A 13,213-nucleotide genomic window follows, 5' to 3' on the forward strand; every position below is an offset into this window, starting at 1 on the left:
AATGTGGACCCCGCCCCGCTGGGGAGGAACGACCGCGGGGCCCTGAGCCCCCGTCGGCCCCGTCGGCCCCGGCCCGCTCTTCTCAGCCCTCCCGGTGACCCGTCACGAACGCCCTGATCACGGCCGGGTCGAGCTTCGGCTTGCGGTCGGCGTCGGCGAGGCCGTTCGCCTCCTGCAGGGTGTCGGTGAGCTGGGTGTAGCAGAACCCGGTGACGACCTCGCTCGCGTGGAGCGCGTCGAAGAGGGAGGCGACCTTCTCCTGGTACTCCTCCGGCGACGAGACCGTCGCGTAGCCCCAGGTGCCCTGGGCGGCGTAGGCGATGCCGCCGAACTCGGTGACCATGACCGGGGCGCCCTCGTGGAGGTCCACGGCGGCGTCGTCGATCGGTCGGCGGCGCTGCGGGCCGCGGCCGGCGATGAGCGCGGCGGCGGAGTCCTCGCTCGCCCAGGAGCGGCGCAGGGCGTCGGCGTCGGTCGTGTAGTCGTGCAGGGCGATGACGTCCCCGCCCATGAGCTCGTAGCCGTCGTTGGAGACGACAGGCCGGCTCGGGTCCAGGGCCTTCGTGAGTGCGGTCAGGGCGACGGTGAGCTGGCGCTGCGGGAGCGAGTCGGCGAGGTCCCGCACGCCCCAGGACTCGTTGACCGGCACCCAGGTGACGACGCTCGGATGCGACCGGCACTGCTCCACGATCTCCGACCACTCCGCGGTGATCAGGGCCGCCGCGCGCGGGCTGTAGGCGTAGGCGTTCGCGGTCTCGCCCCAGATCAGCAGGCCCAGCTCGTCCGCCCAGCGCAGGAACCGCGGGTCCTCGACCTTCTGGTGGATGCGGGCGGCGTTGAAGCCGAGCTCCTTGATGAGCTCCACCTCGCGGCGCCGGGCGTCCTCGCTGGGCGCGGTGAGGTGGGAGGTGGGCCAGTAGCCCTGCTCGAGCACGGAGCGCACGTAGTAGGGCTCGCCGTTGAGCAGGAAGTGCCCGCGGTCGATCCCCGTGGTGCGCAGGCCCAGGTAGCTCGCGGCCTCGTCGCGCACCTCGCCGCCCTCGAGCACCTGCAGGTCCATGTCCACGAGCGCAGGGTGCTCGGGGCTCCACAGCAGGCGGTCGCGGTCCTGCGTGTTGCGCACGGCGGGCACGTCGACCACGAGCTCGATGCGGGTCTCGTGCGCGCTCACCTCGACGCTCCCGAGCGCCTCCTCCCCTGCGCGCAGGGACGCCCGCACGGTCGTGCCCGGAGCGGGGCGGCGGGCGAGGCGAACGCTCAGCTCGACGCGGGCGCGCCGCATGTCGAAGGTGCTGTGCACGGCGGTGATGTGCTGCGCGGCGACCTCCTCGAGCCACACGGAGCGCCAGATGCCGGTGGAGCGGTGGTACCAGATGCCGTGCGGCTCCTCGCGCCAGTCCTGCTTGCCGCGCGGCTGCTCGGGGTCGAGCGGGTCGTCGAGCGCGCGCACCACGAGCACGTGCTCCTCCCCCGCATCGAGCAGGTCGGTGAGGTCGAGGGTGAAGGACGTCTGCCCGCCGACGTGGCGGCCCGCGTGGTGGCCGTCGACCCAGACGTCCGCCGTGTGGTCGACCGCGCCGAGGTGGAGGAGGGTGCGGTGCCCGGGCCGGGCGGCGGCGGTGATCGTGCGGCGGTACCAGAGCACGGGGTGGAAGGCCGTGTCATGGATGCCGGAGGCCTCGCTCTCCGGCACGAAGGGCACGGTGATCTCGCGGTCGAAGCGGCCGGCGGCCTCGGGGGCGTACCAGCGCTCGGCGAGGCCGCGGTCCTCGTCGTCATGGGCGAAGCCCCACGCGCCGTCGAGGTCCGTCCAGGCCTCGCGGCGCAGGGTGGGGCGGGGATGGGCGGCGGCGGGCGTCGTCATGGCGGAGCATCCTTAGCACGTGGGAATCGGCGGTCGCCCCAGCGTAGCGGTCACGGCGCGGGAGCGCTGGACGGGACCTGCACGACGGGGCGGCGGATCCGCCCGGGAGCGGCAGGACCGCACCGCAGACCCGGTCGGGTCCGCGGCGCATGTCCCGACCATCCGACCCGGGACCCGTGGACGCCTGGTCAGGTACGGTGCCCTAGCCCGACCCGTGCCCCTCCCCGTACGGCTCCTCAGCGAAAGGCGATGCCCGGCGTGCCCGAGAGCAAGTCCCCGACCGTCTACGACGTCGCGCGCCAGGCCGAGGTCTCGATCGCGACGGTCTCCCGCGTGCTGCGGCGGCCGGACAAGGTCGCCGCCGCGACCCGCGAGCGCGTGATGGCCGCGGTGCAGGAGCTCGGCTACGTCCCCAATGCGAGCGCGCGCGGCCTCGCGGGGCGCCGCACCGGCGTGCTCGGCCTGCTCATCCCGGGCCACGACCTGCCCACCACGAGCGACCGAGAGGACGCCCGCTCCGTCACCGGCGAGGTCGCCTTCATCGACGACCGGGACGGCTCCGCCGCGGATCCGTACCGCAACCGCTACTTCGAGCAGCTCGTGCGCGGGGCCGAGGCCGCCGCCTGGCGCGAGGGCTATGCGCTCATGGTCGCGGCCGGCCGGGACATGGGCCGCGAGGTGGTCATGCACGATCTCGCGGGCCGGGTCGACGGGCTCGCCGCCGTCTCCCGCACGGTGCCGGACGAGCTGCTGCGCACGAGCATCGGCCGCACGCCGCTCGTGCTGGTGGCCGGGCACAGCACGGCCGACGGCGACGGGGCCGACGGCGGCAGCGAGGGAGCAGGCGGAGCCGAGGGGGCCGACGGAACCGACGGGGCCGTGGACGGCGTGGGGCCCCGGGGCGCCGTCGGCACCACGGCCGACGCCGTGCGCGTGGACAACCGCGGCGGCATGCGCGCGCTCGTGGAGCACGTGCTCGCCGTGAAGCCGCCGGGGCCGGTGCTCTACCTCGCCGGCCCACCAGACTCCCCCGACGCCACCGGCCGCGCCGCGGGGTTCCGGGACGCGATCGGCGGGGACGGTGCCGGCAGCGACGTCACCGGCCGGGACGGGACCGCCTGGTCCGAGGCGCTCGGCGACTTCACCTGGCAGGGCGGCCATGACGCCGTCGCCGCGCACCTCGAGCAGGACACCCCCGCCGCGGTGATCGCCGCGAACGACCAGAGCGCCCTGGGCGCGCTCGCGGCACTGCGCGAGGGCGGAGTGGACGTGCCCGGCACCTGCGTGGTGACGGGCTTCGACGGCATCGACGAGTCGCGGTGGAGCACGCCCGCGCTCACCACGGTGCGCCAGCCGATGCTCGACCTGGGCGTGCGGGCGGTGGAGCTGCTGCTGCGCCGCATCGCCGATCCGGGGGCGCCGTCGACGGAGCTCCTGCTGCCGGTGGACGTGCTGCTGCGGCACAGCTGCGGCCCGCACCGCTGAGGCGCACCTCCCCTCGACCGTCGCGCCCGGCACGACCGCCGGTCCGTCCCGCGTGGGGACGCCCCCGCTGCGCTGGATCCGCCGGATCCGCAGGCCCGTCGCGTGAACGCTCCCCCTGCGCGCGACCTCGTCGTCGATACGTCTCGTCCACGCCTCGGCTCCCTGAGTTGCGCTCTCGATGTAAGCGCATACACTCGTCGGGCGCCGTCCGCCGGACCCCGATCCCAGGAGCCCGCGACGCCGGCGCCTCGGCCGCCGACCGGCGGCAGGTTCATACGACGGCGTGAGGACGTGACACCCCGTGGCTTCCACACCACCACCCCGGCCCGGCCTGCCGGGCCCCCTCGACCACGCGGCACCGCTGCGCCGCCGCACCCTCCTGGGCGGCACCGCGCTCGCGGCCGGGCTCCTCGCGAGCGGCTGCAGCCTGCAGATCACCAGCAAGCCCGATCCCACGATCGGTGACGACACCCTGCTGATCGCCGGGGACAAGGGCACACCCACGTTCACCGCGAACTTCAACCCCTTCAACGCGAACGCCCGCAAGGCCGCCGCGATCGTCTACGAGCCCCTGATCTGGATCAACCCCCTGGACGGCACGCTCGTGCCGTGGCTCGCCGAGAGCTGGGAGCAGCCGGACCCGCAGAAGATCGTGCTGACGCTGCGCAGCGACGCCACCTGGCACGACGGCACCCCGCTCACCACCGGGGACGTCGACTACACCTTCCGGATGCTCAAGGAGCACCCCGCCAACGACACCGGCGGCGTCTGGAGCCGCGTCGACACCGTCGGGACGACGGACTCCACCGTCGAGATCACGCTGCTCGCCCCGGACTCCCCCGCCCTACCCGTCATCGGCGCCATGCTCATCGTCCCCGAGCACATCTGGTCCAGAGTCGAGGACCCCTCGACCTGGCGCAACGAGGAGCCCATCGGCTCCGGCCCGTTCCAGCTCGGCAACTTCACCTCCCTCCAGTACACGCTCGACCGCTACGCGGGCTACTGGCAGGCGGACCAGATCGACGTCGAGCATCTCGTCTACCCCGCCGCGAGCGAGGAGATGGACCTGGTCACGAAGGGCTACGACTGGGCGTACGCCTACATGAGCGACGTCGAGAACACCTGGGTCGCCGCGAACCCGCACAACAGGTACTGGTTCCCGCCGGGCGGCATCATCGGCCTCCACCTCAACCACGACGTCGCCCCCTTCGACGACCTCGACGTGCGCCGCGGGCTGTCCCTCGCGCTCGACGGCAAGCAGGTGGGCGAGGTCGCCGCGGAGGGCTACATGGACGAGGCCAGCCAGTCTGGCCTGCTCCTGCCCAACCAGGAGGACCTCCTGAACCCGGAGATCCCGGACCGCGGCATCATCGCCCAGGACGTCGACGCCGCGATCGCCGCCTTCGAGAAGGCCGGCTTCCGGCACGACGGCGCGACCCTGCGCACGGCCGACGGCGAACCCTTCACCTTCGCCATCACGACCGCGAACGGCTACACCGACTGGCTGCGCGCGGCCCAGGAGGTCCAGCGCCAGCTGCGCGGCGTCGGCATCGAGGCGACCATCGAGACCCCGCAGCCCGCGGCCTACGAGGCGAACCTGACCAGCGGCGACTTCGCCGTCGCGATGGGCTCCTCCAACGGGTCCGACGCCTTCCAGGGCTACTCCAACCTCCTGTGGGGCGAGTACTACGCCCCCATCGGCGAGGCGAACCAGAACAACCGGATCCGCTACCGCAACGACGAGGTCGACCAGCTCATCGGCGACTACCGCGCGAGCGTCGACGAGGAGGAGCAGGGCCGCATCCTGCAGCGGCTCGAGAAGATCTTCTACGACGACCTCCCCGTCATCGCCCTCTACTACGGCGGCCTCTGGGGCCTGTACAACGACGGCCGCTTCACCGGCTGGCCCAGCGCGGAGGACCCCTACGCGCCCCTGCAGACCTACCAGTCCTCTCCGCTGCGCGTCCTCACCCGGGTGCGCCGCGTCCAGAACGGAGGCGCCTCATGAGGTACATGCTCCAGCGCGCGGGGTGGTTCCTGCTGACCCTCTGGGCGGCGATCACCCTGAACTTCCTGCTGCCGCGCATGATGCCCGGCTCCCCGGCGGACGCCGCCCTCGCGAAGCTCGCGCAGAACGGCCCCGTCACCGAGCAGACCCGCAAGGCCGTCGAGGCGCAGCTCGGCGTGCCCGACGGCAACCTGCTCCAGCAGTACCTCGACTACCTCCACCAGGTCATCACGCTCGACTTCGGCGTCTCCTACGCCTTCTACCCCGAGCCCGTGACGGGCCTCGTCCTCCAGGCCCTGCCCTACACGCTCATCCTCGTGGGGCTCGTGACGATCGCGGCGTTCGTGATCGGCACCCTGCTGGGCGTGCTCGCCGCCTGGAAGCGGGGCACCTGGATGGACGCCCTGCCCGCCGTGGGCGGCAGCTTCCTGGGGACCTTCCCCTACTTCTGGACCGCCCTGCTGCTGCTGTTCTTCCTCGGCTACGTCGGCCACCTGTTCCCCACCTTCGGCGCCTACTCGGCGACCACGGTCCCCGGGCTCAGCTGGGCCTTCCTCAAGGACGCGCTCTACCACGCGGCGCTCCCCGCGACGACGATGCTGGTCACCTCCCTCGGCGGCTGGATCATCGGCATGCGCAACGCGATGATCACGACCCTCGGCGAGGACCACGTGACCTTCGCGGAGGCCAACGGCATCCCCGGTCGCACCGTCGCCCTGAAGTACGCGGCGCGCAACGCGATCCTCCCGAACCTCACCGGCTTCGGCATGGCGCTCGGCGGCGTGGTCGGCGGCTCCGTGCTCGTCGAGCAGGTCTTCGGCTACCCGGGCATCGGCTTCCTGCTGTTCAACGCCGTCACCGGCCAGGACTACCCGCTGATGCAGGCGATCTTCCTGATGATCACCGTGAGCGTCCTGGTCGCGAACCTGCTCGTGGACATCATGTACGGCATTCTCGACCCGAGGACGAGGCGATGAGCGCGATGAGCACTGCCCTGACCACCACCTTCACCGCCTCGATCCGCACCGTCTGGGGCAACCGCAAGGCACGGATCGGCCTGATCATCCTCGGGCTGTTCGTCGTGCTCGCGGTGCTCGCCCCGCTCGTCGCGCCCTACGGCCCCGAGGACAACGGCTTCGAGCGCAACCAGGGCGCCTCCGCCGCGCACTGGCTGGGCACCACCGCCGCCGGCGAGGACGTGCTGAGCCAGCTGATCTTCGGCTCCCGCATCTCCCTGCTCGTGGGCTTCGGCGCGGGCGGCATCGCCACCGTGATCTCCGTGCTCGTGGGCCTCAGCTGGGGCTACGTGCGCGGTTGGCTCGGCGACGTCATCAACTTCGTCGTCAACATGTTCCTGGTGATCCCGGGCCTGCCGCTGATGATCGTGGTCGCCACGTACCTCAGCAACGGCGGCATCTCCGTGATCGTCGCCGTCATCGCGATCACCGGCTGGGCCTGGGGCGCGCGCGTGCTGCGCAGCCAGACCCGGACCCTGCGCGGGCGCGACTTCGTGGAGGCCGCGCGGTTCTCCGGCGAGCGCGCGCCGCGGATCGTCTTCCGCGAGATCCTGCCGAACATGACCTCGCTCATCGCGGGCGGGTTCTTCGGCTCGGCGACCGCCGCGATCCTCGCCGAGGCGGGCCTGGAGTACCTGGGCCTCGGCGACTCCACCGTCATCAGCTGGGGGACGATGATCTATTGGGCGCAGAACTCCAACGCGCTCCTCACCGGCCAGTGGGCGCTGCTGTTCGCGCCCGGCCTGTGCATCGCCCTGCTCGCCACCTCGCTGACCCTCATCAACTTCGGCATCGACGGGATCAGCAATCCCCGTCTGCGGGAAGGGAGCACCGGCCGATGAGCACCGCCACGCACCGCACCACCCCGTCCACCCCCGGAGCGGAGGAGCCGCTGCTGCGGGTCCAGGACCTCTCCGTCGTCTACGAGCCGGTCGGGGCGCCCGCCACCCGGGCCGTCCGCGAGGTCTCCTTCGAGGTGGGCCGCGGCGAGTTCGTGGGCCTCGTGGGCGAGTCCGGCTCCGGGAAGTCCACCCTCGGGTTCGCGCTCACCGCGCTCTCGAAGCCGCCGGCCCGCATCGAGTCCGGCAGCATCCTCTTCGGCGACGTCGACATCGCCTCGATGAGCGCGGAGGAGCTGCGCACCCAGCGCCAGGGCGGCTTCGCCATGGTCCTGCAGGCGGGCATGAACACGCTCAGCCCCGTGCGCACGATCCGGAAGCACTTCCACGACATCTTCGCCGCCCACCGGCACGTCGCCCCCGCCGATCGGGACGACCGCGCCGCGGAGCTCGTGGGCCGCGTGTCCCTGGGCCCGGAGGTCCTGGACCGCTATCCCTTCGAGCTCTCCGGAGGCATGCGCCAGCGCGTGACGATCGCGCTCGCGCTCTCCCTCGAGCCGCAGCTGATGGTGTTCGACGAGCCCACCACCGCGCTCGACGTCCTCGTCCAGCACGCGGTGATGGACACGATCCGCGAGCTGCAGGCGCAGGAGGGCTTCACGGCGATCCTCATCAGCCACGACCTGGGCGTGGTGCTCGAGTCCGCGCACCGCGTGATGGTGATGCACGACGGCCGGGTCGTCGAGGACGCCCCGAGCGAGGACATCCTGCGCCGCCCGCAGCACGAGTACACCCGCATGCTGCTGAGCCACTTCGCGGATCCCCGAGCCGAGCACGTCGCGCTCCCCGGCCTCGAGGCGCCTGTCCCCGGGACTGCGACGCCCGCCGCGCCGACGGGGGCGGGATCCTCGGAGGTGCCGACGGCCCCGGGCACGTCGGCCCCGTCGGCCGCCTCCCCCGCCCCCTCGCGCGGGCTCGAGCTGCGGGTCCAGGGCGTCAGCAAGTCCTTCGGCGCACCGCGCCGCGGGGCGCAGCCCGTGCTCGCCGTCGACGACGTCAGCTTCACCCTCGCCGCCGGCGGGGCGACCGCGCTCGTCGGCCAGTCCGGCAGCGGGAAGTCGACGCTCGCGAAGCTCATCACGGGCGTCGAGAAGCCCACCGCCGGCACGATCCACCTCGGCGACGCGGAGGTGGGGAGCCTGCGCCGCAAGGAGCTGCGGGACCTCCGCCGCCGCGTGCAGATGGTGTTCCAGGACCCGTACGCGGCGCTGAACCCGCTCAGCACCGTCGAGTACACGCTCACCCGGGCGCTGACGAACCTCACCGACCTGCGGGGCGGCGCCCTGCGGAAGCGCCTGCACGAGCTGCTCGAGACGGTGGGCCTCAGCCCCGCCGCGCAGTTCGCCGCGAAGCTGCCCCACCAGCTCTCCGGCGGGCAGCGGCAGCGCGTCGTCATCGCGCGGGCGCTCGCCGCGGACCCGCAGGTGATCATCGCCGACGAGCCCGTCTCGATGCTCGACGTGTCCCTGCGCGCCGGGGTGCTGGCCCTGCTGCGGGACCTGCGCGAGCGCACCGGCATGTCCCTGCTCTACATCACGCACGACCTGCTCAGCGCCCGGCTGATCACCGACGACATCCTCGTCCTGCACGACGGCCGCGTCGTCGAGTCCGGCCCCACCGCCCAGGTCATGCGGCATCCGCAGGACGAGTACACGATCCGTCTGCTCGACGCGATCCCCGACCCGGCGCGCGTGCACGGCGCCCGACCCGACCCAGGAGACCTCCCGTGACCTCACCAGACTCTCTGCCCTTCCCCGACGGGTTCCTCTGGGGCGCGGCGACCGCCGCCCACCAGATCGAGGGCAACAACGTGAACGCGAACTGGTGGGAGATGGAGCACCGCCCCGACTCCCCCGTCGTCGAGCCGAGCGGCGACGCCGCGGACAGCTACCACCGCTTCGAGGAGGACATCCGGATCCTCGCGGAGCTCGGGCTGAACACCTACCGCTTCAGCATCGAGTGGGCGCGCATCGAGCCCGAGCGCGGATTCGTCTCCCGCGCCGAGCTCGCGCACTACCGGCGCATGATCGAGGCGTGCCTCGCGCACGACGTCGAACCCGTCGTCACGCTCATGCACTTCACGGTGCCGCGCTGGTTCGAGCGGGACGGCTTCTGGCGCGCGGAGGACGCCCCTGCGCTCTTCGCCCGCTACACGGAGACGGTGCTGCCGATCCTCGACGGCGTGCGCTACGTGTGCACGATCAACGAGCCCAACATCGCCGCGATGCTCGCGGGCGGGGAGAACGCGGAGAACCTCGTCGCCCACGGCCTGCCCGCCCCGGACCTGCAGGTCGCCGATCAGCTCCTCGCCGCGCACCAGGCGTCCCGCGCCGTGCTCGCGCGCCGCCCCGAGATCCTCTCCGGCTGGACGATCGCCACCCAGGCCTTCCACGCGACCGGCGAGCCGGGCAGCGAGGAGATGCTCCGTGAGTACGGCTACCCGCGGGACTTCTGGTACCTCGAGAACGCGCGGGGCGACGACTTCCTCGGCGTCCAGGCGTACACCCGCACGTTCATCGGCCCCGACGGCCCGCTCCCTGTCGAGGAGGACGTGGAGACCACGCTCACCGGCTGGGAGTTCTTCCCCGAGGCCGCGGAGCTCGGGCTGCGCAGCGCCTGGGAGCTGAGCGGGCACGTGCCGCTCATGGTCACCGAGAACGGCATCGCGACCGGGGACGACACCCGCCGCCGCGCCTACGTCCAGGGCTCTCTCGAGGGCATCCACCGTGCGATCTCCGACGGGATCGACGTGCGCGGCTTCCAGTACTGGTCGCTGCTGGACAACTACGAGTGGGCGAGCGGCTACCGGCCCACCTTCGGGCTCGTCAGCTGGGACCCCGAGACCTTCGAGCGGACCGTGAAGCCGAGCGCCCGCTGGTACGGCGGCATCGCCCGTGCGAACGCGCTCCCCATCGAGGGCTGACGACGCCCGCGGCCCGGCACCCCCGCTTCGTTACGCCTTCGTGACCCCCTCCGGGACGGCCCCTCGACAGCAGGCACCTGACCTGCACCGATGCGCCGATCCCGGTGGGGGGCGATTTTCCCTCCATGTGGCTGACAGGCCCCGCGACCAGCACCGTCGGCTTGCCCTCACCCGGCGTCCCGCCTAGCGTCGACGCAGCCAGGGGCCCGACGGGAGATCGCCGGAACTGCTCCACGAGCGAGCACACGGCCATCACCCGCGACCATGTCTGAGGCGATTCAGTGAACATCGGCGACTTCGTCCGATCGCGATCCGGCGAGATCCTCTTCGCCTCCTTCCAGCACCTGAGCCTCGTGGTCCAATCGGTCGTCCTCGCCACGGTCCTCGCCGTGCTCATCGCCGCCCTCGTGCACCGCAGCCCCGCCGCCCGGGGCGCCGCGAACTCCGTCAGCGCGATCGGTCTGACGATCCCCTCCTTCGCCCTCATCGGGCTCATGGTCGCCCCGTTCGGCTTCGGCGTGCTCCCCTCGGTGATCGTCGTCGTGTTCTTCGCGATGCTGCCGATCCTGCGCAACGCGATCGTCGGCCTCGGCGGTGTCGACCCGGCCCTCGTCGAGTCCGCCCGCGGCATCGGCATGAGCCGCCTCGGCACCTTCCTGCGCGTCGAGCTGCCGCTCGCCTGGCCCGTGATCCTCTCGGGGGTGCGGGTCTCCGCCCAGATGGTCATGGGCGTCGCCGCCGTCGCGGCCTTCGTGCTCGGCCCCGGCCTCGGCGGCTTCATCTTCCAGGGCCTCTCCCGGCTCGGAGGGGCCGGCGCGCTCGAGTCGGTCATCACCGGCACCGTCGGCGTCATCCTCCTCGCATTCGTCCTCGACCTCGTCCTGCTCGGCATCGGCCGGCTCACCACCTCGAAGGGCATCCGTGTCTGACATCGCCCGCACCACCGCCCCCGCCGTCGACCCCGCACCGGAGGACCGCCCGATCACCGGACGGTCCATCCACCTCGACGCCGTCACCAAGCGCTACCCCGGGCAGGAGAGGCCCGCCGTGGACGGCGTGACCCTCGAGATCCCCGAGGGCCAGGTCGTCATGCTCGTGGGCCCCTCGGGCTGCGGCAAGACGACCACGCTCAAGATGATCAACCGCCTGATCGAGCCCACCGAGGGCCGGATCCTGCTGGGCGACGAGGACGTCACCGGCATCGACGGCGACGAGCTGCGCCGCCGCATCGGCTACGTCATCCAGGCCGGCGGACTGTTCCCGCACATGAGCGTCGCCCAGAACATCGCGATCGTCCCCAAGATGCTCAAGTGGGACAAGGAGCGGATCAGCGCCCGCATCGACGAGCTGCTGGACCTCGTGGGCCTCGAGCCCGCGGTGTACCGCGACCGCTACCCCAAGGAGCTCTCCGGCGGCCAGCAGCAGCGTGTGGGCGTGGCGCGGGCGCTCGCCGCGGATCCGCCGGTGCTGCTCATGGACGAGCCCTTCGGCGCCGTGGACCCGATCACCCGCCAGCGCCTGCAGGACGAGCTGATCCGCATCCAGCAGGAGGTGCGCAAGACGATGGTCATCGTCACGCACGACTTCGACGAGGCGGTGAAGCTCGGCGACTGGATCGTCGTCTTCCGGGAGGGCGCGCAGATCGTCCAGTACGACACGCCCGAGCGGATCCTCGCCGAGCCGGCGGACGAGTTCGTCGAGAACTTCATCGGCTCCGGCGCCGCCCTCAAGCAGCTCGCGCTGCGACGTGTGCGCGAGGTGCAGGTGGCCGACGCCGTCGTCGCCGACGCCGGCGGGGACGCCGCCGCGGCCCTGCGGCGCGCGGAGGAGGCCGGGCACGGTCACGTCGTGGTCACCGACTTCCGCGGCCGGCCGATCGCCTGGCCCCACCGCCGTGCGCTCTCGCGCATGACGACGCTGCCCACCGAGCTCGACCCGGCGCTGCCCGTGGTGGGCTCCGGCGCGACGCTCAACGACGCCCTGGACACGATGCTCGTCTCGAGCGCGGGCGCGACCCTGGTCACCGGGCGCGGCGGCGTCTTCGAGGGCGTCGTCGACGTCGAGACGGTGATGGCCGCGATCTCCGCGGCCCGCGACGCCGCGGCCGAGCGCCCCAGCGATGCGCCCGTCGGCACCAACACCGGGGCCGTCGAGGCCGTTCCGGACGACGAGCCGGACGAGAGCCGCGAGGCGGCCTCCGATGTCTGAGACCGCCACGAGCACGGCTCCCGCGGCCCCGGTCCCGTCGGACGCCTCCGCCGCCACCGGGACCTCCGCCGCGGCGGAGGAGACCCGGCGCGGATGGCGCGCCCTCGGCGTGCAGATCGCGGTGCTGCTCGCGATCCTCGCGGGCTTCGCCGTCTGGCTCGCCGTGGCCCCGCTGAGCGACACCGAGCGCAACACCCTGAACCCGGCGACGCTGCTGAACCTCACGGGCCAGCACCTCGCGCTCACCCTCGTCTCGACCGTGCTGGTGCTGGTCATCGCGATCCCCCTCGGGGTCCTGCTCACGCGCAAGCCGTTCCGGCGGGTCGCCGAGCCGATCCTCGCGGTCGTGAACTTCGGGCAGGCGGCACCGGCCGTGGGCCTCATCGTGCTGATCGCCGCGCTCGTGCCGGACGGGTTCCGCGCCGCGGTGATCGCGCTCGTGCTCTACGCCGTGCTCCCCGTGCTGCGGAACACCATGATCGGGATCCGCGGCGTGGACCAGCGGCTCGTCGAGGCCGGCCGAGGGATGGGGATGACGGCGCTGTCCGTGCTGCTCCGCGTGGAGCTCCCGCTCGCCGTGCCCGTCATGCTCTCCGGCGTGCGCACCGCCCTCGTGCTGCTGGTCGGCACCGCCTCCCTCGCCGCCTTCGTGAACGGCGGCGGCCTGGGCCTGCTCATCACCACCGGCGTGAACCTCTACCTGTTCACGGTGCTCATCGCGGGCGCCCTGCTCATCGCCCTGCTCGCCCTGATCGTGGACTGGGTGGGCCGGGTCGTCGAGCACATCGCCCGGCCGAAGGGACTGTGACC

At 72.5% G+C, this 13,213-nt stretch carries 10 protein-coding genes; 9 read left to right on the top strand and 1 reads right to left on the bottom strand.

The genetic code is table 11. The features are described 5' to 3' along the window. Positions 1-82: 82 nt before the first annotated feature. Positions 83-1,864: a glycoside hydrolase family 2 protein gene (locus tag NLU66_RS00615; RefSeq protein WP_259361030.1), complete on the bottom strand. Its 1,782-nt coding sequence runs from the start codon at positions 1,862-1,864 to the stop codon at positions 83-85. Between the two features lie 258 nt (positions 1,865-2,122). On the opposite strand from NLU66_RS00615, the gene NLU66_RS00620 reads away from it, so the two are divergent. The 9 genes from NLU66_RS00620 (at position 2,123) to NLU66_RS00660 (ending at position 13,211) form a co-directional block, all read left to right on the top strand. After that, entirely contained in the window at positions 2,123-3,349 is a 1,227-nt protein-coding gene (locus NLU66_RS00620) for a LacI family DNA-binding transcriptional regulator (protein WP_259361031.1), read from the top strand. Positions 3,350-3,650: 301 nt separating this feature from the next. Continuing rightward, complete coding sequence (locus NLU66_RS00625) at positions 3,651-5,357, top strand: ABC transporter substrate-binding protein (protein WP_259361032.1); 1,707 nt, start codon at positions 3,651-3,653, stop codon at positions 5,355-5,357. Next, positions 5,354-6,334 (top strand): ABC transporter permease, encoded by a 981-nt coding sequence (locus NLU66_RS00630; protein WP_259361033.1) that lies wholly within the window; start codon positions 5,354-5,356, stop codon positions 6,332-6,334. Before NLU66_RS00625 ends, NLU66_RS00630 begins: the two co-directional genes overlap by 4 nt. Before the next feature lie 5 nt (positions 6,335-6,339). Further along, positions 6,340-7,215: an ABC transporter permease gene (locus tag NLU66_RS00635; protein ID WP_240811182.1), complete on the top strand. Its 876-nt coding sequence runs from the start codon at positions 6,340-6,342 to the stop codon at positions 7,213-7,215. Continuing rightward, complete coding sequence (locus tag NLU66_RS00640) at positions 7,212-9,002, top strand: ABC transporter ATP-binding protein (RefSeq protein WP_259361034.1); 1,791 nt, start codon at positions 7,212-7,214, stop codon at positions 9,000-9,002. The genes NLU66_RS00635 and NLU66_RS00640 overlap by 4 nt, the downstream gene beginning before the upstream one ends. Next, positions 8,999-10,195 carry a glycoside hydrolase family 1 protein gene (locus NLU66_RS00645; protein ID WP_259361035.1) on the top strand — a complete coding sequence of 399 codons (1,197 nt, stop codon included), beginning with the start codon at positions 8,999-9,001 and terminating at the stop codon, positions 10,193-10,195. Before NLU66_RS00640 ends, NLU66_RS00645 begins: the two co-directional genes overlap by 4 nt. A gap of 287 nt (positions 10,196-10,482) precedes the next feature. After that, positions 10,483-11,124, top strand: a complete 642-nt coding sequence (locus NLU66_RS00650) for an ABC transporter permease (protein ID WP_259362615.1) — start codon at positions 10,483-10,485, stop codon at positions 11,122-11,124. A gap of 1 nt (position 11,125) precedes the next feature. Beyond that, positions 11,126-12,403 (top strand): ABC transporter ATP-binding protein, encoded by a 1,278-nt coding sequence (locus NLU66_RS00655; protein WP_259362616.1) that lies wholly within the window; start codon positions 11,126-11,128, stop codon positions 12,401-12,403. Then, the gene (locus NLU66_RS00660; RefSeq protein ID WP_259361036.1) at positions 12,396-13,211 is read left to right on the top strand and encodes an ABC transporter permease; all 816 of its coding nucleotides are present in this window, start codon (positions 12,396-12,398) and stop codon (positions 13,209-13,211) included. Before NLU66_RS00655 ends, NLU66_RS00660 begins: the two co-directional genes overlap by 8 nt. Positions 13,212-13,213 lie beyond the last annotated feature (2 nt).

This window comes from Brachybacterium sp. NBEC-018, from assembly GCF_024860185.1.
GTDB lineage: Bacteria > Actinomycetota > Actinomycetes > Actinomycetales > Dermabacteraceae > Brachybacterium > Brachybacterium rhamnosum.